General features: G+C 59.9%; 22 protein-coding genes and 1 tRNA gene. 11 read left to right on the forward strand and 12 right to left on the reverse strand.

The window, feature by feature from the left end; all coding sequences use genetic code 11:
• Positions 1–13: 13 nt before the first annotated feature.
• The 6 genes from J2D75_RS00275 to J2D75_RS00300 all read left to right on the forward strand — a co-directional run bounded on the left by J2D75_RS00275 (position 14) and on the right by J2D75_RS00300 (position 4,465).
• Positions 14–367 (forward strand): hypothetical protein, encoded by a 354-nt coding sequence (locus J2D75_RS00275; RefSeq protein WP_207851669.1) that lies wholly within the window; start codon positions 14–16, stop codon positions 365–367.
• On the forward strand, positions 364–1,815 hold the full coding sequence (locus J2D75_RS00280; RefSeq protein WP_243428363.1) for a hypothetical protein: 1,452 nt from the start codon (positions 364–366) through the stop codon (positions 1,813–1,815). Before J2D75_RS00275 ends, J2D75_RS00280 begins: the two co-directional genes overlap by 4 nt.
• Entirely contained in the window at positions 1,803–2,126 is a 324-nt protein-coding gene (locus J2D75_RS00285) for a hypothetical protein (RefSeq protein ID WP_207851671.1), read from the forward strand. Before J2D75_RS00280 ends, J2D75_RS00285 begins: the two co-directional genes overlap by 13 nt.
• 13 nt (positions 2,127–2,139) lie before the next feature.
• Positions 2,140–2,874: a hypothetical protein gene (locus tag J2D75_RS00290; protein ID WP_207851673.1), complete on the forward strand. Its 735-nt coding sequence runs from the start codon at positions 2,140–2,142 to the stop codon at positions 2,872–2,874.
• A gap of 1 nt (position 2,875) precedes the next feature.
• A complete protein-coding gene (locus tag J2D75_RS00295) occupies positions 2,876–3,406 on the forward strand; it encodes a hypothetical protein (protein WP_207851675.1) in 531 nt (176 codons plus the stop codon).
• A gap of 321 nt (positions 3,407–3,727) precedes the next feature.
• Positions 3,728–4,465: a phage baseplate protein gene (locus J2D75_RS00300; RefSeq protein WP_207851677.1), complete on the forward strand. Its 738-nt coding sequence runs from the start codon at positions 3,728–3,730 to the stop codon at positions 4,463–4,465.
• 81 nt (positions 4,466–4,546) lie between these two features.
• Here the strand turns inward: J2D75_RS00300 and J2D75_RS00305 are convergent.
• Positions 4,547–4,622 (reverse strand) — tRNA-Ala (locus J2D75_RS00305).
• A 117-nt stretch (positions 4,623–4,739) separates the two neighbouring features.
• Between J2D75_RS00305 and J2D75_RS00310 the strand changes: the two genes are divergently transcribed.
• On the forward strand, positions 4,740–5,042 hold the full coding sequence (locus tag J2D75_RS00310) for a YggT family protein (RefSeq protein WP_207851679.1): 303 nt from the start codon (positions 4,740–4,742) through the stop codon (positions 5,040–5,042).
• Between the two features lie 149 nt (positions 5,043–5,191).
• On the opposite strand, the gene J2D75_RS00315 is transcribed toward J2D75_RS00310, so the two are convergent.
• Positions 5,192–5,371, reverse strand: a complete 180-nt coding sequence (locus J2D75_RS00315) for a hypothetical protein (RefSeq protein WP_207851681.1) — start codon at positions 5,369–5,371, stop codon at positions 5,192–5,194.
• A gap of 132 nt (positions 5,372–5,503) precedes the next feature.
• A complete protein-coding gene (locus tag J2D75_RS00320) occupies positions 5,504–6,586 on the reverse strand; it encodes a hypothetical protein (RefSeq protein WP_207851684.1) in 1,083 nt (360 codons plus the stop codon).
• 172 nt (positions 6,587–6,758) lie between these two features.
• On the opposite strand from J2D75_RS00320, the gene J2D75_RS00325 reads away from it, so the two are divergent.
• Positions 6,759–7,142, forward strand: coding sequence for a hypothetical protein (locus J2D75_RS00325; RefSeq protein ID WP_207851686.1), 384 nt, complete (start codon positions 6,759–6,761; stop codon positions 7,140–7,142).
• 34 nt (positions 7,143–7,176) lie between these two features.
• Here the strand turns inward: J2D75_RS00325 and J2D75_RS00330 are convergent, their stop codons facing one another.
• A complete protein-coding gene (locus J2D75_RS00330; RefSeq protein ID WP_207851688.1) occupies positions 7,177–7,851 on the reverse strand; it encodes a hypothetical protein in 675 nt (224 codons plus the stop codon).
• 216 nt (positions 7,852–8,067) lie between these two features.
• Positions 8,068–9,144 (reverse strand): oxygen-dependent tRNA uridine(34) hydroxylase TrhO, encoded by a 1,077-nt coding sequence (trhO, locus tag J2D75_RS00335; RefSeq protein ID WP_243428364.1) that lies wholly within the window; start codon positions 9,142–9,144, stop codon positions 8,068–8,070.
• A 245-nt stretch (positions 9,145–9,389) separates the two neighbouring features.
• Between trhO and J2D75_RS00340 the strand changes: the two genes are divergently transcribed.
• Entirely contained in the window at positions 9,390–9,833 is a 444-nt protein-coding gene (locus J2D75_RS00340) for a hypothetical protein (protein WP_207851689.1), read from the forward strand.
• A gap of 388 nt (positions 9,834–10,221) precedes the next feature.
• On the opposite strand, the gene J2D75_RS00345 is transcribed toward J2D75_RS00340, so the two are convergent.
• From J2D75_RS00345 to J2D75_RS00365, 5 genes are all read right to left on the reverse strand, one after another.
• A complete protein-coding gene (locus tag J2D75_RS00345) occupies positions 10,222–10,611 on the reverse strand; it encodes a VOC family protein (RefSeq protein WP_207851691.1) in 390 nt (129 codons plus the stop codon).
• Positions 10,612–10,706: 95 nt separating this feature from the next.
• The gene (locus tag J2D75_RS00350) at positions 10,707–11,531 is read right to left on the reverse strand and encodes a ferritin-like domain-containing protein (RefSeq protein WP_207851693.1); all 825 of its coding nucleotides are present in this window, start codon (positions 11,529–11,531) and stop codon (positions 10,707–10,709) included.
• 305 nt (positions 11,532–11,836) lie between these two features.
• On the reverse strand, positions 11,837–12,277 hold the full coding sequence (locus tag J2D75_RS00355) for an acyl-CoA thioesterase (RefSeq protein WP_207851695.1): 441 nt from the start codon (positions 12,275–12,277) through the stop codon (positions 11,837–11,839).
• Positions 12,278–12,352: 75 nt separating this feature from the next.
• A complete protein-coding gene (locus J2D75_RS00360) occupies positions 12,353–13,525 on the reverse strand; it encodes an energy transducer TonB (RefSeq protein ID WP_207851697.1) in 1,173 nt (390 codons plus the stop codon).
• A 144-nt stretch (positions 13,526–13,669) separates the two neighbouring features.
• Complete coding sequence (locus J2D75_RS00365) at positions 13,670–15,781, reverse strand: M13 family metallopeptidase (RefSeq protein WP_408736725.1); 2,112 nt, start codon at positions 15,779–15,781, stop codon at positions 13,670–13,672.
• 183 nt (positions 15,782–15,964) lie between these two features.
• On the opposite strand from J2D75_RS00365, the gene J2D75_RS00370 reads away from it, so the two are divergent.
• Both J2D75_RS00370 and J2D75_RS00375 read left to right on the forward strand, forming a co-directional pair.
• Positions 15,965–16,909: a 2-hydroxyacid dehydrogenase gene (locus tag J2D75_RS00370; RefSeq protein WP_207851699.1), complete on the forward strand. Its 945-nt coding sequence runs from the start codon at positions 15,965–15,967 to the stop codon at positions 16,907–16,909.
• Positions 16,910–16,911: 2 nt separating this feature from the next.
• The gene (locus J2D75_RS00375) at positions 16,912–17,766 is read left to right on the forward strand and encodes an alpha/beta fold hydrolase (RefSeq protein ID WP_207851700.1); all 855 of its coding nucleotides are present in this window, start codon (positions 16,912–16,914) and stop codon (positions 17,764–17,766) included.
• Between the two features lie 9 nt (positions 17,767–17,775).
• On the opposite strand, the gene J2D75_RS00380 is transcribed toward J2D75_RS00375, so the two are convergent.
• On the reverse strand, positions 17,776–18,840 hold the full coding sequence (locus J2D75_RS00380) for a WD40 repeat domain-containing protein (protein ID WP_207851702.1): 1,065 nt from the start codon (positions 18,838–18,840) through the stop codon (positions 17,776–17,778).
• Positions 18,837–19,847, reverse strand: a complete 1,011-nt coding sequence (locus J2D75_RS00385) for a CobW family GTP-binding protein (protein ID WP_207851704.1) — start codon at positions 19,845–19,847, stop codon at positions 18,837–18,839. The genes J2D75_RS00380 and J2D75_RS00385 overlap by 4 nt, the downstream gene beginning before the upstream one ends.
• Positions 19,848–19,939: the final 92 nt, after the last annotated feature.

Consider the following 19,939-nt stretch of genomic DNA (forward strand, 5'->3'; position numbering starts at 1 on the left):
TTATAAAGGGGGTATGAAAAAGATAGGTCCCCATTCGCGGCCGGATAGTCTCAGGAAACTCGACGGAAGAAGCAAGGAAGCGCGGCTCCTCAAAAGCGTGCGCTCTGCATTGGTTGAGCATCTGGGGGGTGATCCTTCCATTACCCAGTTTGTCCTGATCGATAGGGCAGCTTGGCTGATCCTCCATATGGGGCTGATGGACAACCACATGCTGCAAGGTGGTGCTCCGGCGGAACGGGATTCCCGGCAGTATCTGGCCTGGGCTAACACGTTAACCCGTACCATGCGCTCGCTCGGGCTCGACAAGTCCCCGACCGTTACCCGTGGTCTCGATGCCCTTCTGGCGGAGCGGAGGGCGCAGGCATGAGCGTGACCGTTCTACAAGCCATGCACGATCCAGCCCTGTTCGGGGCCGAGTTCGACAAACCCACATGGACCGCATGGGAAGCCTTCCTGGCAGCATTGCTTGGCGAGGGTATGACAGATGAGCAGAAGCTTATCTGCCAGACGCATACGGGCCGGACCGATCTGCCAGCCCAGGTATTCCGCCGGGCAGCATTGGTCTGTGGACGGCGCGCGGGCAAAAGCCGCATTTTGGCGCTGCTGGGCACCTCCCTTGCAACCCTGAAGGATTACCGGCCCTACCTGTCAGCAGGTGAGGTTGCCACGGTGGGCATTATCGCTGCCGACCGCAAACAGGCCCGCACCATCTTCCGTTACGTGCGCGGCCTTCTTGCTCTGGTGCCGGAAATGGAGGCAGAGGTCACGCGCGAGACGGACGAGATCATAGAGATGGCGGGCCGCCGCGTGGTGATAGAGATCGGCACAGCCAGTTTCCGTGCAACCCGTGGTTACACTTATGCTGCTGTGCTGTGTGACGAGATCGCCTTTTGGCGTGACGATAGCAGCGCGAACCCGGACGAGGAAATCCTGCGGGCCCTCCGCCCTGGCCTTGCGACCATACCAGGCTCCATGTTGCTGCTTGCCTCCAGCCCGTATGCACGCCGGGGCGTGCTGTGGAAAACCTTCAAGCGCTATTACGGTCAGGAAGGTGCGAGTACCCTCGTATGGAAAGCAGCCACCCGGGATATGAACCCGGAATTTGACGTGCAGGAAGAGCGGGACGCCTACGAGGAAGACCCCGCCTCTGCCGCCGCTGAATACGGGGCCGAGTTCCGTAGCGACATTGCCTCCTTCGTAGCCCCCGAGGTGGTGGAGGCCTGCACCGTGCAGGGCCGGCACGAACTGCCGCGTAACAGCCGGGTGCGGTATGCGGCCTTCGTAGATCCCTCTGGCGGTTCGTCTGACAGCATGACCTTGGCCATTGCTCATTACGAGGGGGATAGCGCCATCCTTGATCTGGTGCGCGAGCGTAAAGCTCCGTTCAGCCCAGAAGCTACCGTGATCGAATTTTCTGCGGTTCTGAAAACCTATGGCCTGGTCAGTGTCACAGGCGACCGTTACGGCGGGGAATGGCCCCGTGAGCAGTTCCGCAAGCATGGCATTGCCTACAACCTGTCCGATAAACCCCGCTCCGACCTGTACCGCGATCTGTTGCCGTTGCTGAACTCCGGCAAAGCCGAATTGCTCGATCTGCCAGTTCTGGCCCGCCAGCTCTGCGGTCTGGAGCGGCGTACCGGCCGTGGGGGACGGGACAGCATCGATCATGCACCGGGTGGGCATGATGACGTCGCCAATGCTGTCGCAGGCGCGCTGCTTATGCAGCCAAGGCGGCGGATGCCAAAATTCACACCTGAAGTCGTTCAAAAAATCGCTAATCAGAGCATGAGAGGATATCAAACATGGGCCGTGTAGAAGTGGCTATTGGCCGCGCCATAGATCGGGAACGCAAAAGGCGTCAGGAGGTGGAGACAGCCCGGCGAGTGGTCGCTCCCTTGGTGGGTGATGTATTGGGCATGGACAGTGCTGCCGAAATCTACAGTCATACGCTCAGACAACACGGTGTTGTACCGGGTGGGGCCGGCACGGCCGCCCTGCAGACCATGGTTCGCATGCTGCTGAACGGTAATGGCAGTGGAGTAGTCAGTGCGCCCTCTTTTGCGATTGCGACGGATGAGGCCAGCATGGCCACGGACTATGGCGTGCCCACGCCTCGCAAGCTGTAAGGAGGCCATATCTATGGACACATCCCCACATGATTTGCGTCAGTCCCTTGCCGATGCCATTGGGAAACGTGATGCGCTCCGGCGCGAGTTTGGCGGCATTAAGGACGCACAGGACCGGGTCCAGAACACCATTTTTGAGCTGAGGACCAAACTCCAGGCAGCGGAGGCCTCTTTTGAACAGGCCCGCCAGACGAGTGTGACCTATCTGGTGGACGAAGCCCTTGGGCAGACTACGGAGGCGCGGCCCTCGCTGCGGCAGATGCGCTCTGATCTGGCGGTTGTAGAAGATGAGCTTGCCGCCGCCAGAGATGCGAAGGCAGTGCTGACCGATCGGCAAAAAGCGGTTGAAAGCAAGCTGTCCTGGGCGAAAAGTGAGGTTCGGTCGGCTTTGTCTGTAGTGGTGCAGGGTAGCCTAGAGGTTACGAAGCTTCTGGAGGAAGCGAAGGCCCTGGAAGCACAGCTCATCGAACGTATGGCCCAGATCGCTTATCTGGTTGGTGCGGGCGTGCTGTTCCCGGGGGTTTATGATCCCTTTACGTTGCACCCATTTGGCAATCACCTGATACCGTGCCCTACTCCGGGGCAGTCTTGGGCGTTCCTGCTGGAAAAGGAGGGGCGTCGTGAAAATCCCGAATGGCATGCAGCGTTGACAGCACTGGATGTCGATGCACAGGCTCCTCTTCCCAGTGGCGTCACGGCCTCTGCTTCGGGCAAGGGCGGCCTACGCAAAATGCTGGGAGGGCGGTGAGATGAAGCAGTCTCAGGCCGATCGGCTGACCGGTTTTCTGGAAGAGCGCCTGCCACCCGAAGCTTACACTGATTTTTACGACATGCTGGAAGATTTGCTGGAAGCCTCCGATGGTGCCGGGGCTGATGACACCGAAGTGGCTATGCGGACGGTGGATCTGTTGAATTTTCTGGATGAACGGCTACCGGAAGACGAGGTGAGCCGAGTCCGTAAGATTATTTTCGGGACCGACGATCAGGGAAAAATTGTGGCTCAGGATGCAGCATTGCGCGTGAAATGTGCAATGCGCGCGGAGCAGTATGCGAAAGCACGAGTTATGCGGGCGACCGGGGCGGATGCAATGGCTTGCGACAGTGCTGCGGATGCTTACCGTCTGGGGCTAACTGCTCTTGGGCAGGATGCCACACACGTCACGGATGACGCCGCCCGATCCATTTTCGAGGGTTTTGTAGGCCAGCGCAAGCAACGGGTGGTGGCATTGTCCGATCTGGAGGTGCGTCTTGGGACCAAAGCACCCCGGAACTTCGGGTAGTGGCGGCATGACGGACACCACCGTCGACACCGTCACAATCCCCGGGTTGCTGCGTGGTAAGGGGTGGACGGATCACCAGAAAACATCTCGCAAGCCTAGGCCGCGTTTCCAGAAACGGTACCCTCGTAAACCAACCCTGGCCCGCATTGCCCGCTTCGAAGCCATGCGTGCGAGGCTGATGGGAAAGGATTAGCAGAATGGCCACAGTAATTGATGCCCTTATGGGGCTTAGGGGCGGTATGGAGTGGAGCTGGTGCGACAGATCATAGCTAAACGAGTTGGAAGAGCAGGCAGAGTCCCACACATTCAGGAACTAAAATCATGGTCATGCAAACAATCGCCCAGCCGGTGACAGCCAATGTCATTCCCGGCGCGGGCGTTCCCAAACTCTGGTCAACTGTCATTTCCGATGCGGAGGCCGTGGCCTCGGTCGAGCTTGATACCCTTCTGCAAAGCACGCTTATCAAGCAGGCGGACAAGCAGTGGGGATTGTTCGACAGCAGCAACAAGCCGGTTCTGACCTCGGGTCGGGTACGGGCCATTGATGCGCACGCAGCCGGGCAGATTACGGATGCACCGCAGGAAAACGGCGCCTTCATGTCCTACAACAAGGTGAAAATTCCGGGGCAGATCATGCTTGAAATGCTGTGTGATGGTTCCACCATGAGCTACGGGAATTATAGCGCCATCAGCAACCTGCTTTCAGCAACGGTGATAACCGGGCTTTCATCTGAGGGGCAGGCGCGGAAGGAGTTCATGACCAAACTGCGTGCGCTGGTTACTGACCTGAACCTGTATACCGTCACCACCCCGGAAACGACCTACGCCAACATGAACGTGGTTGGATACGGCATGCGCCGCGCATCAGACCGGGGCATTACGCTTCTGTGGGCGCAGATCATGCTTCAGGAGGTGAGGTTGACGGCGCGGGTCAGCCGGGCATCAGACGAAAGCACAAAAACCCCCGCAGGGGCTACCCAGAAGAATAGCGGGAATGTGCAGGCTCAGTCCGCCACAGGCAAGCAGGCAGAGGCGTTCCATAGGAATGCTATCGCATAACTTTGAGGGGGGTTTTAAGAGGGGTAGCTTGTAATCATAGTTTAAAAAACATAATGATTACGGTGCGTTAGATCAGGCGGCTGGTGGAGCTGAGGGGAATCGAACCCCTGACCTCCTCATTGCGAACGAGGCGCTCTCCCATCTGAGCTACAGCCCCGCCTGTCTTTTCGGTGAGCCCGTGTATAGGGCTTACCAATTTTCTGTCAAGCTGTATTATGGGGTATCGTACCCGAAAAACGGCATGTCCTGCCCGGCGGAAGGATCAGGTTCTATCGTGTTTGTACTGTTTGTGATTTTGACCCGTGTACTGGAAATCTATTGCTGGATTTTGCTTGTATCCTGCATTTTCGTGAACCTGTACGCGTTTGGCATTCTGGACAGCCGCAACCAGATCGTCTGGAAAATCGGCATGTTTCTTGAGCGTCTGACCGAGCCTGTGTTGGCTCCCGTGCGCCGTGTCCTGCCCACGCCCGGTGGTATTGATTTCAGCCCCATGGTGGTACTGCTGGTCATTCAGTATGTATTGCAGCCCACGCTGGTCAAACTGCTTTACCTGTCCATGCAAAATGGTGGCTAAGGTTCTGTGGCGCTAAAAGTATGAGTTTATAAAAAACGCCGGACTTTCCGTAAAGGAAGTCCGGCGTTTTTGTATCTGGGCCAGAAAAAACCAACCCAACAGAATTCCCCTCCGTGCCTTACCTTACAGTAAGGCAGCGGGAACTGTTGTTAGTGGTGGGCCGGGGCCGGGCTGTTGTCTTTTTCAATATGCACGAGGGTATAGCCGCTCATGATGATAACCGGCACCAGGAAGGTGATGACCGTCGCGCCCAGCGCAGAAGTGTTCATGCCAAGGAAAAAAGCGATCAGGTCAAAACCCAGCAGCGCCACGCACACAAACATGCCCATCTCTTGAAAACCCTCTTGTTTGGGCGAGACGCCCTGACCATTTTCTCACCAGCGCCCTTGTCTGCCAAGAGGGCTGTGGGGTCAGATCCCACCACAATCGTTCACAAACCAAACAGCCGTTACACTACTCCTTTAGCTTTTGTGGTCAAGCGGCGCAGCGCATGGCGCCTCGGCTTTTTCGGTTGAGGTGGCGCTGGTCTGTGTCCTGCTGTTTGCAGGGGAGGATGGGGGTGGGCAGGTGCTTTCTGGCGCGGCATCGGGGTTGGTCGGGTCGATGGCGGCTGCCTGATTGCTGCTTTCCGTAGTGCCTGTCGTAAGCGTTGGGGCATCGTGTGCGGGTGTGGCGCTCGCCGCGCCCTGTGCCGTGGAAGCCTGTGCGGGTGCTGGAGAGGCCGGGGCTGCTTTGGCTGTAGTCGCAACGGCATTGGGGCTGCTGGTGGCTGTGTCCAGCGCGGGGGGCGTGGCAGGCTGCGCGGGGAGCTGAGGCAGACTCGGAGATGTTCCCTGTTCAGGCGATGCAGCGGGTGCCGCGTTTGTTGAGGCGGCGTCGGGCAGCCCTGATACCGGGGCAGGTAGCGGGTCCAGCGTATCCTGCGGGGCTGTGGCGGTGGTGTAATGCACGGCGGGTTCATGCGGTTTGGGGGCACCGGGTACGGGCAGGCTTGGCGCATGAAAAGCCGACACCGGCCCGAAAATCGGGTTGTTACTGACAGAATGCGCCGATGCGGGCGGTGTGGTCAGGCAACCTTTAACCAGCGTTGCACAAACACCATCCGAACCGATCATGCGGTCATTGTCGCCGCTGTAATGCATGTCGGTAACGCGGCCATCAACCAGACGGATGGACGCAATACAGGTCTTGCCCGCGCCCCCCATGGAGGTCTGGGTCAGATTGACCATCGTTTGCAGCGGAAAGAGCGTTGAGTCGTTGGTGGAAGGAACGTTGATGGTGCGGGTGTACTGAAAAATCTGCACATGATCGTCCAGCCGTGCGGTTTTGTCCGGTATGCCCGCACAGGCCTGAAGGTCTTCGTTGGTCATGCCGATCACGGCCAACTGTCCTTTATGGGCGCTCCGTGAATCGTTATAGCCACACGCAGTCAGGCTCAGCAGCGCGAGTAAGGCCGTGGCGTGTCGCAGGTTACGGGCGTGAATGTAACGGTGCTGGGCAATACGGAGCGCAGTACGGCCGGTGCGCGAAACGTGTTCCTTCATGCGTCCTCAACAGAGCTGGGTCAGGCGTGGGGCCGGGGACGGGCCATGAGCGGATGTGCATACCGCTGTTTGGGTGAGTTGTCATGAGGAGGTTTTTATGTCCTCTTTGCCCAGTACAAAGGGCTTGCCATGCTGGCGTGCTCTTGGGCTGAAACCCTACAGGAATGAGAACATGATCTATCGCAAGGTGGCTGTGGTGGCCGCCGTTATGCTGTCTTCGGCTCTTGCCGTGAGTGCCCATGCCGAACCCGGCGGGTGTCTCAAATATGGAGCCGCCGGGGCTGTGGGTGGACATCTGGCAGATCATCATAGTGTTCTGGGTGCGACGGCGGGCTGCGTGGTAGGGATGTACAAGCGGCATGAATACCGCAAGGAAGCGCGTATGAAGGCGCATCTGTACGATCAGGAACATCCCGGTGCCAAAGGCACCTATGAGCAGAAAGCCACGGCGTATGATGTGGAACATTCCACAGCGCCCGGTGCCATGACGCCATCAGAAGCCCCCAAACCTGCCCAGCCGCCCGCGCCCCCTCCGGCACCGGCGGAACATCTGTAAGGGGCGGCCAGCCTACAAACAGGGGGCATGCAGCTCAGTCGCGCGGGTTTGCCGCAGTCGCCTGCATGCTCCGCAGCGCATAACCCGTGATGACTTCCAGAACATGACTGAATGTTTTGTGGAGTTCGGCCATATCCAGCAGGTCGTAGCGGTGAAGCGTGTGAATGATAAAAGCCAGACCGTTGAGGTCTGGCTTTTTGCGTAGCCAGTCGGTTTGTTTCAGCCGCCGGGCATTCAGCCTGCATACGCTCAGCAGCACCACATCAAGTGCCAGATGCCCGCCCAGCACCCGCCCCAGCGGAGTTTGATCCGCGTAGAGAGAGGGTATGATGGAATGGATCTGCCAGTTCTGGATACTGGAGGCGTAATGCACCGAGTAATAAAGATATTCTGAAAAATTGATGCGGTCCGGTGCACCTAGATCATGGGCCGAGACATCCATCAGTGTCTTGCACAGGCGCGATGCCGTTTCGAATGACAGAGCATGTTCATGAAGACGGAACAGGCGGGCGGCAAATTGTAAAACGGCTGGAACGCGGAGCTGTGCGGTTGTCAGGCAGAGCGAGGTTGTGGCCAGCAGTTCGTTTTCCTGCATGCCGCAGAGCAGGTGATGAAAGTCATGCCTGCCGCCTTCCATCAGCATGGAAAGTTCCTGACGGAAGGCCTCAGCCTGTTGTGGGCACAAACTAGGGGGGAGCGAATGGGTCATGGAATACGGATGGCTTGAACAAAAGGAGGGTTTTCCTGAAATTTATAATGCTTTTCAGGCTGGTCGATCTGATTGGGAAAATAATGTGCCTGCTATGATCGCACGCCTGCGTGCTCAAGGTCTTACGAACCCTAATGCCCAGAACTTTATGAATAAAGTGTTGAGATTTATATTTTTTTTCACAATGTCACAGTCGCGCCCCCTAAGGGGGAGCGTTTAATCTGTTTCTGACGGGATGGTGTGCTCCATCTCCTCGCGCGTGGCGTGCTGGCGGCGGATATTTTCTTCCTGTCGCAGGCGCTTGCGGGCGCGCTCTTCCGCCATATTGGCCCCCAGATGGCTATCTCCCCGGGCGGAGGCCAGGCGTGCCTGATGTTCGCGCTCGGCGTGGCGGGCGCGGCGTTTATCATCCCACTGGCCATGACAGGCGGGGCAGCTTATCCCGGCTTCATAGAGAGGCGAGGTCTTATCCTGCGGTGAAAGCGGCGCACGGCATGCATGGCACAGCTCCATCTCGCCCGGTTGCAGCCCATGGCCAACCGTTACGCGCTGGTCGAATACAAAGCATTCGCCTTCCCACAGGCTTTCCTGCTCGGGGATTGTCTCCAGATATTTCAGAATACCACCCTGTAGATGGTACACTTCGTCAAAACCTTCGGTCTTGACGAAGGCTGTCGCCTTTTCGCAGCGTATGCCGCCCGTGCAGAACATGGCCAGCCGGGGCTTGCGGCCTGCCTGTGTGAAGGTATCGCGGTTTTTGCGGAACCACTCGGGGAATTCGCGGAATGTTTTGGTGCGCGGATCAGTGGCACCACGGAACGTGCCGACAGCCACTTCGTAATCGTTGCGGGTGTCGATCAGGATGGTATCGGGGTCTTCAAGCAGGGCGTTCCATTCCGCCGGAGCAACATAGGTGCCAACTGTTCGGTTGGGGTCCATATCCGCCACCCCCATGGTGACGATCTCCTTTTTCAGCCGGACTTTCATCCGCAGGAACGGCATGGACGGCGCGCGGGAGAACTTGACCTCAATGGCAGCGCAGCCCGGCAGGGTGCGGATAAAGGCCACCACGGCATCAATCCCGGCATCGGTGCCCGCAATTGTGCCGTTTATGCCTTCTTTTGCCAGAAGCAGAATGCCCTTTACGCCCAGCTCTGTACAGGTTTGGAGCAATGCCTGACGGATTTCCGCCGGGTTTTCAAATGGTGTGAACCGATAGAGCGCTGCCACGCGGTAGGGCAGGGCGCTGTCATCCAATGCGGTGGCGGCAGGGCTGGTGCGGGAGGTGGTCATGGCGGTGTCCTTGCGGTTGCGCGGCATCGTGCCGGATAAAACCGGCAAGGGGAGCATAAGTGGCGTGAAGCCCTACATGTTGGCGCCGGTTTAGCGGGGCCGAGCAGGGGGCGGCAAGTGCTTTCCCATGTCGGGCATGCGATCGTGGCATCCGGTGGAGGAAACGGACAAACAGGCGGGGGCATGTTAAACCCTGCCGGTCTGTTCAGGGGCGCCCCGTCACGCAGGAAAGGAACACCCGGCTTATGAAACCTCTCCAGAAAACCGGTATTCTGGCAGTCATCAACAGGCTGAATGACAGCGTGGCCATGCGGATGACCTGGATGTTCGGCAGCATCTGGTGTGTGTATGCGTTCCTGATTTTCTCGCTGGTGCCAGCGCTTATGCCGCAATGGCAGAATACGCTGCTTTATATCAGCAACTGCATCCAGCTTGTGGCTCTGCCAGCTCTTATGGTGGGGAGTGCTTTGCTGAACAAGGCGCAGGATGATCGGGCGATGGAAGACCACCGCGCACTGGTTGAAATCCTGAGTGACGTGCGTGAGGAACTGGCAGACCTGAAGCTGCGCACCGCCGGGATTGCGCGTGATACGTCCGAAGCCCTGCAACGCCCGACGCTGACGGATGTATCCATTTCCGATCAGACATTTGTCAGTCTGGGCGACAAACCCGCCATTGATAGCCCCTGAAATCGGGGCCAGAGAGCCGATTAAGGCTGTATAGATGCCCATAAGACACGGAAGCATGTCTGTTTGGCGCGGTTGTGGATGAGTTGCGGCATGCCCGAATCGTAGTTGCGCTGCAAGGTCAAGAGGGATTCTGGAGCAAGGGCAAAAAAACCGCAAAAACCTTGGAAAACGGCGTTTTTTTTAATCGCTCGTTCAAAGGGATATCCACAGATTCTCGGGGCGGATTGCGGGAAAACCCTGTGGATAGTTTTGTGGAAGGGAGAGGAAGCCGACCTTTTTTCCGGCTTTCTGCATTTGTTCCTGTTAATGTTTTGTTTCAGCCAGCAGGCGGGGCTGTGGCGCGGGCGATGTCGGGTCGCCGCGCGCCAGATCATCCCTTAATGGGAGATCAGGTGTTTTCAGGCACCTTGCAGGCAACGCACAGCTTGTTGCCGTCCGGGTCACGCAGGTAGGCAAGATACATGGGGCCAACCGGCGTCTGGCGGATACCGGGCGGGTTTTCAATGGCTGTGCCACCGTTTTCCAGTCCGGCCTTGTGCCATGCTGCGGCATGTGCGGGGGAAGGGGCGGCAAAGCTGAGCGTGCCACCATTGGCCGGGGTGGCGGCCTTGCCATCCAGCGGCTTGGTTACCAGAAAGCGCACGCCATGATGGGCATAGCTCAGGCGGCCATTGGCGTTGATTTCTGAAGGGGCAATATCCAGAGCCTGAAACGTGGCGTTGTAGAATTTCTGCGAGCGCGCAATGTCGTTGCTGCCCACCATGATATGCGTGAACATGGTCTGTCCTTCTGTCGTGGTCTGACAGGTGCCAAACTAGAACTCCGCACGGCTATGGCCAAGCCCCGGAGCCTTCTGGCAGGCAGAGATATGTGTCAGCCCAGTGCGGCCAGCCGCGCAAACCGGCGCTGCCGCCTGAAGAACAGTTTTTCCGCAACCCGAAACAGGCCACGTTCGATCAGCCCATGCGGTTTGATACCAATGGTTTTGCAGACCATGCTGGTGACGCGGCGCAGGTGGTGAGGCTGATAGTTTTGCATGGTGCGCGTCATATAGGCGGCAATGCAGCGCTGGTGGTCATATGGCTGCGAGGCGGGTTCGTTGGTGGTGTAATAGGCGGAGGCCAGTTCATCGTCCTCGCTTTCCGTCACCCGGCCCAGTGCTATGCGGGTGCGCTTGAGCACGCCTATGTTCTCGCGTTGCAGGTAGCGGTGCATATGGTCGTAAAACAGCTTGAAATGCCGGTATTCATCTGCGGCAATCTGCTTGCATAGCGCCTTGAGAACGGGTTCGTGCGTGGCATCGGCCAGCGATGTGTAGAACGACGATGTGCCGATCTCCACCATGCAGCGTGCGATCAGTTCTCCTGTGCGTGAACCCCTTACGGATTCGCGCACATCAAGCGGGATCTGGTAAAAATCGCGGTAGCGGCGGAAGGCGGACTGGTAATCCCATGTGGGGTCGGCCAGCATGGCCCAGCGGCCAAGGGCATCACCATGCTGGATTTCTTCCAGCGCCCATAGATCAGCCGCGGTGCGGAAGTCCGGGTCGTCATGAAAGACATTGTTGAGGTAGTGGGCGTAATCCACGCTGTTGCGTTCAACAACCGAAGCAGCCTTGATGGCGGGCAGCAGTTGCGGGTCCACTTTTGATATGTCGAACTCATCCCACGGGAGCTGGTCGATTTGCCAGTGTTTCATGTATCGAGCCTCCTCCTGCCCCGTGGCAGCCTCTGTGTTTTCTTTCCGCCCTGATCTGAGTGCGATCGTTTCGCAAGACGGGGGCGGTTTGCCACCTTGCATCATAATGCCCACGGGGGCTGGCAGGAGGTTTTAGACCATCCATCCCATGGGCGGAATGTCGCAAAGCAAAAAAATGATCGCCTAATAGTCCACCGCACCACACCAGGGGGTGGCTGTGGCGCGGTTAGCACAGCTTATTGCAGGTGACGGTCGTAAGGGAGGCTGGCGGTCGCCTATGCCGTCAGCCGACCGGTGCAGGGCTGTCAGGCCTCCTGTTTGCAGGGAGGGGCAGGGAGTTCATCACCCGGCTGGGCGGGGGGCAGTGGGCGGGGTTTGCGCTTTTCATCCAGTGCTACAAAAATGAACTCGCCTTCCGTCACCTTGGAGGTGATATGCGTATGCCGCGCCCTGCGCCATGTCTCGACATGGATATGCAGCGAGGTGCGACCCGTGCGGGTAATATCGGTGTAGATGCTGACTTCATCCCCCACCACGACCGGTTCAAGAAAAACAAGGCTGTTGATCGCCACCGTGGCGCAGCGCCCATTGGCCCTGAACGCTGCGGTGGTGCCTGCTGCAAGATCCATCTGCGACATGATCCAGCCGCCGAACACATCGCCTGCCGGATTGGTGTCCGTTGGCATGGCCACAACCCGGATTGTGGGAATGCCTTTTGGCAGGACGGATTCAGAAGACGGACACATACGCGAAACTCCTTGTAATGGCTCCTGATACCCGAAGGTGCAGGGGCAGTGGTGTCCTTAACGTATCAGCACCGTTTAGTTGCGGATAAGGATATAGTTTATCGTTACGTCAAAGTTGATGAAGTTGTCCTTCATGTCCGGCGGCACGGGCGGAAGCTGTGCTCCGTGGAACATGCCGACAGTTGCGGCATCGAGTTCTGTCACGCCCGATGAGCTGGTTTCGAACACCTTGAAAACATTGCCCTGCCTGTCCAGCACGACGTGCACCGAGGTCGTGCCGGAATTGCCGTTCTGGGCGGCTTCGGGTGGGTAATACAGATGGCGCTGGATCCATGCGTCAATTTCTGCCGCGTAATCGCTGCTCACCCCGTGCACCGATGTGCGCGAGGAGTAATGGGCGTTGAGCGCACCATTTTCCACTATCGGGCCGATAGACAGGTCAAGCGGCGCACCGCTGCCGCCGCTGCGTCCACGCCGGGGCCTGCGGGGGGCAGGCGCCTGATCGAACGACGTGTCCATGGGGTAATCCAGCGGCGAAGGCGCATGGTGGCTGGGTTTGGGCGTGGGCCGTGGGTTCGGGTGCGGGCGCGCGGGGGGATGGTGCTGCGGGCTGTGCCCGCTGACAGGTTTGGCCGGGGCGGTATGCTGCGTTTTTTCCTCTGCGCGTAGCAGCCCGTCATTGGACTGAGGGAGCGGGGGAGAGGAGGACTGCTCGGCATTGCTCTGTTGCGGGCTTTCTTCCGCTTCAGGGGAAGAATCCGGTGCGTTGCTGCTTTGTTGCGCAGGGTTGGGGGCTGCATTGCCCCCTGCAGCCTCAGGTGAAGCCGGGCCTGCCATACCAGTCATGGCGGGTGCTTGATCAAACAGCATTTCCACCGGCGGAGCCGGAGGGGAGGACGGAGACCCCGTGACACCCGCAGCCGCCTTGTAGCAGATGGCCAGCAACAGCAGCGCATGCGCCCCGAGAGAGACGGTAAGCACCGGTCCCAGAGTGGGTTCCGCATAGCGTTCCTTGCGGATCAGCGGTGTGGCGGTGCCTCGGACTGTCCAGCCCGGTACACGCAGCACCGGCAGTAGCGGGAGCAGGCGTGCGCGCTGGTCATGGGGCGGGTCACGCTCGGGGGCCGATGCGCCATGGGGGGGCTGGCCGGAAGGGGGTTGGGCGGCGTCAGCCCGCGCGGAGAGCGGCACAAGGCGTGGCTCTTTCCGCGCGGATGCGGAAGCGGGGCGATGCGTATCAGAAACCATGAACCGCCGGTTTTCTCCCGTTATCCCGCAGGATCTGTCTGTGCGGCACACCTGCCCGCGCCCGGTATTGTGCCATCGCTCCCTGCCCTGTGCCACAGGGAAGTTGCACGGGGCAAGGGGCGGGCCGTTCTTGTGCGTTACGCGTTACCAGATCTTGACGCGCTGATCGGGCGGCAGGTAGAGCGCGGCCCCCGGCTGCACTTTCCATGCCTCGTACCAGAAGTCGATATTGTGCATGGGAATGTTCACACGGGCCTGTGGGGGGGAGTGCGGGTCTGTCACCACCAGACGGCGGATGGTGTCATCACGCAGTTTTTCACGCCAGACCTGCGCCCAGCCCAGAAATACGCGCTGGTCGCCGGTCAACCCGTCCAGTACCGGGGCTTCTTTGCCGCCAAGCGAAGCGTGATAGGCGTCCAGCGCCAGTGTCAGCCCGCCCAGATCGGCAATGTTCTCGCCCATGGTCAGCTTGCCGTTCACATGCAGGCCGGGCAGCACTTCAAAGGCATCGTACTGCGCACCCAGACGGTCGGCCAGTTTCTGGAAGCGTTCGGCATCTTCCTTTGTCCACCAGTCCTTCAGGCGACCATGTTCATCGAACTGGCGGCCTTCATCGTCGAAGGAATGGGTCATTTCATGCCCGATAACCCCGCCAATGGCCCCGTAATTAACCGCAGGGTCTGCCTTGGGGTTGAAGAAGGGGGGCTGAAGAATGGCAGCAGGGAACACGACCTCAACAAAGAGCGGGTTGTTGTAGGCGTTGACGGTCTGGGGTGTCATGTCCCATTCGTTGCGGTCAACCGGGCGGTCGAGCCGCTCCAGCCAGTAGCGCCATTCATAGGCGATAGCGTTGCGGGCATTGCCGTACACATCGCCCCGGCGCACGACAAGGCCGCGGTAGTCGCGCCACGTATTGGGGTAGCCTACCTGAATTTCAAAGTTTTCCAGCTTGTGCAGCGCGGCTTCCTTGGTGGGGCCGCTCATCCACGTATTGTTGCGCAGGCGCACACGAAAGGCGTTTTTGAGGTCTGCAGTCAGCTTCTGCATGGCTGCGCGGCTTTCGGGCGGGAAGTAGCGCTGCACATAAACCTTGCCCAGCGCCATACCCATAGCGGAACTGGTGGCGGTTACCCCCCGCTTCCAGCGCGGAGGCAGTTCGGGCTGTCCGGTCAGGGAGCGGGTAAAGGCAAAGCGTGCCTGTTCAAACGCTTCGGGCAGGGACGCCGTGGCGGAATCCACAAGGTGGAATGCCATCCACGCCTGAAGCGTCTCGGGGCTGGCGGCGGCCAGCACGCGGGCCTCGCCCGTAATGGCGGAGGGTTCGCCTACGATAATGGCGCGGCTGGCGATATTCTGCTGCGGAATATCGGCACTCTGGAGCCACAGCGCCCATTCAAAACCGGGGGCCTGACTTTCCAGCTCGGCGAGTGTCATGGGGTTATAGGTTTTTTGCGGATCACGCAGGTCAGCCCGTGCCCAGTGCGCCTCGGCCAGCCGGGTTTCCAGCGTGATGATGGCTGCCGCGGCACTTGCTGGTGTGGGCCAGCCCGCCAGTGTCAGGGCTTTTTCGATATAGGTCTGATAGTCTTTCTTTTTCGCGGCGAATTCGGGCTTCAGGTAATAGTCACGATCGGGCAGGCCCAACCCGCTCTGATCCAGATTGAGCGCGTAGCGCGTGGGGTCTTTGGCATCGGGGTTGATCCCCAGCGAGAAGGGCGAAAACTGGAACCCTTCGGATGATGTGCCAGCAAGGCGGGCGAAATCCTTCATGTCGCGGATGGCGCGCACGGCTTCCAGATCAGCCTGCAGGGGGTGTGTGCCCTGGGCTTCGATGGCGGCGGTGTCCATGAAGGACGCATAGAAGGTGCCCAGTTTTTCTTCCGTGGTGCGCGGTGTCTGCACCGGGTGGGCCGACAGATCATCAAGAATGCTGCGAACGCGTGCGCGTGAAAGCTCGGCCAGCGCGTTGAACGGGCCATAGCTCGTCATGTCAGCGGGAATATGCAGGTGGTCGAGATAGGTGCCGTTGGCGTAGCGGAAAAAATTATTGCCCGGCTGCACGGCCAGATCGCGCCCGGCCAGATCAACCCCCCACGGGCCGAACGGGTTTTCCGTTGTCGTGGTGGGGGCGGGTGTCGGGGTATCGGACGTGTTGCCAGAGGCTGAGCCGGACTGGGCATGGGCAGGCAGGCAGGCTGCACTCGCCAGAAGGGAGACAAGCAGGGCATTGCGGAAGAAGGAACGGGCTGGACGGATAGGCACTGATTATCTCCAGAAAGAGGAAAGGCCGCGCCCTCACATTAGTGAGCTTGTCAGTGCCTGCCTACCCTGCGGGGTGAAGACTGGTGTTTAAAACAAACGTCAGCCATGCTGTCCTGACTTTGGCACCTGAGCGTGCCGGGGGTGTGCGGTCGGGTAGGGCAAAAGCGGAGCGGGTACATGACGTGTCTGGTGGTGAAGGCAGGGGGCAGCCGGGTTTTTCCTCAGTGGAAGGCGCTGTTTGCCGAGCTTATGCCCGAACTGGAGGTCAGGGAGTGGGATGACCCCACCCTCGACCCGGCACGGATAGACTATGCGCTGGTCTGGCAACCCGAGCCGGGGCGGCTGGCCGCTATGCCGAACCTGCGCGCTATCCTCAGTGTTGCGGCCGGGGTGGATCATGTGGTGTCCGATCCTTCATGGTCGCGCAGTATTCCGTTGATCCGCATGGGCGAGGAGCAGACCCGTGGCCAGATGGCCGATTACGTGCTGTGGGCCGTGCTGTCGCTGTTGCGTGATGTGCCGCGCTGGCAGGCGGCGCAGGCGGCGGCACAATGGGTGCGCCGGGAATGCGCGCCCCTGCTGTCGTCCGATTTGCGTGTGGGCGTTATGGGGCTTGGCAGTCTGGGAGAGGTAGTGGCCCGCAGGCTGGTGGCCGCAGGGTTTGACGTGCTGGGCTGGAGCCGCAGCCAGCATGAGATTGAAGGGGTTACCTGTTTCTGGGGAGAGGGCCAGCAGACAGCTTTTGTGACGGAATGTCATGTGCTGGTCTGCCTGTTGCCGGAAACGGATCAGACACGCGGCCTGATCACCTACGAATTGTTGCAGCAGTTGCGCCAGCCATCGGGGCTGGTCAATGTAGCGCGCGGCCCGATTGTGGTGGAAGCCGACCTGCTGCGCGCACTGGAAGAAGGCGTGCTGCACGGCGCGGTGCTTGATGTCTTTGACCATGAACCCCTCCCGGCCGATTCTGCGCTGTGGCGTGCGCCACGGGCGATCATCACCCCGCATATTGCCTCCGAGGCCTCACGCCCTGTGCGTGCCAGACAGGTTGTGCAGACCCTTCACGCGCTTGAACGTGGCGAGGACGTGCCCCTGCGTTATGACCCCGTGCGGGGCTACTGAACATGCGTGATGGCGTCAGCCATGTTCAGGTCGGGGCGCATACCCTGTGTGTCAGAGTATCCGGCATGGAGCGCCAGCGGACAGAGCAGACTGGTGCGCCTTTTCTGCTGGTGCATGGGTTTGGCGGCAGTCTTGCCAGTTGGCAGCTTGTCAGCCCCGCTCTGGCACGCATACGGCCTGTTATTGCCTTTGACCTGCCGGGGCATGGGCAATCCTCTATTGCGGTGGGGGATGGATCGGTGGGGTTTTTCGCTGGCGTTACCGCAGGGCTGATGGAAGCACTGGATGTGCCCGCCGCGCATGTCGTGGGGCATTCGCTTGGTGGGGGCGTGGCGTTGAGCCTGCTGGCACATAAGCCTGAGAATGTGCAGGCGCTTTCCCTGCTGGCTCCTGCCGGGCTGGGGCGCACTGTCAACATTGCGTTTATCGAGGCCTTTGTGCAGGCCACCACGCCCGAAGCCCTGCGCGCAGCGATGGATATGGCGGTGTATGCCAAAGGGCTTGTGGGGCGGCAGGCAGCGCAGGCGCTTTTGGCGGGGCTGAACCGGCCGGGTGTGCGCGCGGCCTTGCGGCATGTGGCGCAGGCTTGTTTTGACGGAGGGGTGCAGGCGGCGGATTTGCGTGCGGTGCTGCGGGCCAGTCCGGTTGCCTGCCAGATTATCTGGGGACGGGAGGATTCAGTGCTGCCGCTGCCAGCCTCGGAGGCGCTGGTGCGGCCCCCGCATGGCCTGTTGCTTGAGGAGACCGGGCATCTGCCCCAGCTTGAACAGCCAGAGCATGTGGCGCAGGCTGTCGCGGCTTTTGCCGCTGAAGGTGCTGGCAGCGCTGTAAAAAACGGCAGGCTGCCAGCAGGTTAAATGTAGGCTTTATTCCGAGGCCAGCGTTACAGCCCCGATCAGACCTTCCTCGGTGCCAAAGCCCAGCATGCAGCCATCCGGGCTGTAGGCAAGGGCGGTCACGGCTCCACCCTGACCGAGCGAAACCGGCAGAACCCGGCGGGTTTCGATATCAATCATCAACACCGAGCCATCGGCAAAGCCTGCGGCTACAACATCCTGCGTGGGGTGACAGGCCACGCGGGTGCAGAGCGCACCACCCGAGCCGGGCAGTTCCACCGGGGGCTTGCCCATAGGGCCGCTGCCGGTAAACGACCACATGACCACCACATCGGCACCGCCCGTGACCAGCCATTTGCCATCGCGCGAGAACGCCATCGAGCGTACCTTGGTCGGGTAGCCGCTCATGCGCATGTTGTGGCCGTCAGACAGGCGCCAGCCGTGCAGGTCGTTATCCTGCATGGCGGTCACCACGGCTTCGCCCTGCGGGTGCATGGCAATGCCCAGATGGCTGCCTTTCCATTCCAGCAGCCGGGGGCTGCCATCCTTGGACTGGGTGAACCACACCGACACGCCATTGTAGTGCGAAACCGCAATGCGCTTGCCGCGCGGGTCAAACACCATGCCGCCCACTGTAGAGGGGTGTTCGAGCGAGCGGGTAACGGTGCGGCCCGTGGCATCGCGCAGTTCCACCACCTTGCCCGAAGCAGAGGCCACCAGCGCCATTTTGGGATCGACATAGGTTGCCACATGCTCAACCCAGCGCCGCCCCTTGCCCAGTTCCTCAATTTCGCCCGAGGGGTCAAGGCGGCACAGGCGCCCGTCATCTCCACCGCTCAGCAGGCAGTCGGGGAGTGTGTCGGCGCACAGGCTCAGAGCCGGGCCATCATGCACGGCGTGAGATGTCCAGCTTGCCGGGCTCCGCACGTCTTCACGGTGCAGGATGATTATATCGCCTTCCACCGTGGAAAAAGCCAGACGGCTGGAATCGCGCGTGGCCACGCAGTCGGTAATTTCGCCTTCGACCACCCGCACACCGCCCCGGCTGTCAATCAGGCCGTGTGGCGCTATGGCGTTTTCATGCAGCGTGCTCATGCGGCAATGCAGCTTTCAAGCCCACGGCGGAGCTGGGGCCGGTTGAGGTTGCGGCCAATGAAGACAAGGCGGCTTTCGCGGGGTTCATCCGCTTTCCACGGCCCGATGGCATCGCCATCCGCCATCATATGCACGGCCTGAAACGCAAAGCGGTCGGGCTGGCCCGCAAAGTTGAGAATCCCCTTGGTGCGCAGGATGTCAGCCCCTTTTTCCTGAAGCAGTGCGCTGACCCACATCTGGAAGCGGCCTGCATCGAGTGGTTCTTTCACCACCAGCGATACGCTGGAGATGTCTTCCTCATGCTCGTGCGAGGGGTTTTCCAGAAAATCGGGGCTGGATTCAAGCACACGGGCCAGATCAAACCCGCCCCGATCCAGCACATCGGTCAGTTTGACATTACCCTTGCGTGCGCGGTGGATGGGGGCCGCACTGTTCAGGCGGCGGATGGTTTCTTCCACGCGGGCAAGCCCGGCTTCGTCCATCAGATCGGTTTTGTTGAGGATAATGACATCCGCAAAAGCGAGCTGGTCGCGCGCTTCGGGGCTTTCTTCCAGCGTGGCCAGCACGTTGTAGGCATCAACAACTGTTACCACGGCATCCAGTCGGGCTTTTTCGCGCACGTCTTCATCCGCGAAAAAGGTCTGTGCCACAGGGGCGGGGTCGGCCAGACCTGTGGTTTCAACAATGACACCATCAAATTTGCCGCGCCGCTTCATCAGCCCGTTCAGGATACGGATCAGGTCGCCGCGCACGGTGCAGCAGATGCAGCCGTTGTTCATTTCAAACACTTCCTCGTCGGCGTCCACCACGAGGTCGTTATCCACACCGAGTTCTCCGAACTCGTTGATGACAACCGCATATTTGCGGCCGTGTTCGGCGGTCAGGATATGGTTCAGCAGCGTGGTCTTGCCCGCTCCCAGAAAGCCGGTCAGGACAGTGACAGGCACGCGGTTATCTGGCTCGTCGGCCTGAGAGCTGTCGGCGGAAATACCGGATACATCGGACATGGGAGAACCCTCCGTTCTGGCTGCGTTATGGGTGTCATATAGGACAGCGCGCGGATGGAAACCAGAGACCCCGCCCGCGCAGGCGCGCATCA

The sequence above is a fragment of the Acetobacter suratthaniensis genome, from assembly GCF_017377745.1.
Classification (GTDB): Bacteria; Pseudomonadota; Alphaproteobacteria; order Acetobacterales; family Acetobacteraceae; genus Acetobacter; species Acetobacter suratthaniensis.

Excerpts from the sequence above, each read along its gene's own strand:
- J2D75_RS00275 (WP_207851669.1), top strand. The coding sequence starts at position 14 with ATGAAAAAGATAGGTCCCCATTCGCGGCCGGATAGTCTCAGGAAACTC.
- J2D75_RS00280 (WP_243428363.1), top strand. The coding sequence starts at position 364 with ATGAGCGTGACCGTTCTACAAGCCATGCACGATCCAGCCCTGTTCGGG.
- J2D75_RS00285 (WP_207851671.1), top strand. The coding sequence starts at position 1,803 with ATGGGCCGTGTAGAAGTGGCTATTGGCCGCGCCATAGATCGGGAACGC.
- J2D75_RS00290 (WP_207851673.1), top strand. The coding sequence starts at position 2,140 with ATGGACACATCCCCACATGATTTGCGTCAGTCCCTTGCCGATGCCATT.
- J2D75_RS00295 (WP_207851675.1), top strand. The coding sequence starts at position 2,876 with ATGAAGCAGTCTCAGGCCGATCGGCTGACCGGTTTTCTGGAAGAGCGC.
- J2D75_RS00300 (WP_207851677.1), top strand. The coding sequence starts at position 3,728 with ATGGTCATGCAAACAATCGCCCAGCCGGTGACAGCCAATGTCATTCCC.
- J2D75_RS00315 (WP_207851681.1), bottom strand. The coding sequence starts at position 5,371 with ATGGGCATGTTTGTGTGCGTGGCGCTGCTGGGTTTTGACCTGATCGCT.
- J2D75_RS00320 (WP_207851684.1), bottom strand. The coding sequence starts at position 6,586 with ATGAAGGAACACGTTTCGCGCACCGGCCGTACTGCGCTCCGTATTGCC.
- J2D75_RS00325 (WP_207851686.1), top strand. The coding sequence starts at position 6,759 with ATGATCTATCGCAAGGTGGCTGTGGTGGCCGCCGTTATGCTGTCTTCG.
- J2D75_RS00330 (WP_207851688.1), bottom strand. The coding sequence starts at position 7,851 with ATGACCCATTCGCTCCCCCCTAGTTTGTGCCCACAACAGGCTGAGGCC.
- trhO (WP_243428364.1), bottom strand. The coding sequence starts at position 9,144 with ATGACCACCTCCCGCACCAGCCCTGCCGCCACCGCATTGGATGACAGC.
- J2D75_RS00340 (WP_207851689.1), top strand. The coding sequence starts at position 9,390 with ATGAAACCTCTCCAGAAAACCGGTATTCTGGCAGTCATCAACAGGCTG.
- J2D75_RS00345 (WP_207851691.1), bottom strand. The coding sequence starts at position 10,611 with ATGTTCACGCATATCATGGTGGGCAGCAACGACATTGCGCGCTCGCAG.
- J2D75_RS00350 (WP_207851693.1), bottom strand. The coding sequence starts at position 11,531 with ATGAAACACTGGCAAATCGACCAGCTCCCGTGGGATGAGTTCGACATA.
- J2D75_RS00355 (WP_207851695.1), bottom strand. The coding sequence starts at position 12,277 with ATGTGTCCGTCTTCTGAATCCGTCCTGCCAAAAGGCATTCCCACAATC.
- J2D75_RS00360 (WP_207851697.1), bottom strand. The coding sequence starts at position 13,525 with ATGGTTTCTGATACGCATCGCCCCGCTTCCGCATCCGCGCGGAAAGAG.
- J2D75_RS00370 (WP_207851699.1), top strand. The coding sequence starts at position 15,965 with ATGACGTGTCTGGTGGTGAAGGCAGGGGGCAGCCGGGTTTTTCCTCAG.
- J2D75_RS00375 (WP_207851700.1), top strand. The coding sequence starts at position 16,912 with ATGCGTGATGGCGTCAGCCATGTTCAGGTCGGGGCGCATACCCTGTGT.
- J2D75_RS00380 (WP_207851702.1), bottom strand. The coding sequence starts at position 18,840 with ATGAGCACGCTGCATGAAAACGCCATAGCGCCACACGGCCTGATTGAC.
- J2D75_RS00385 (WP_207851704.1), bottom strand. The coding sequence starts at position 19,847 with ATGTCCGATGTATCCGGTATTTCCGCCGACAGCTCTCAGGCCGACGAG.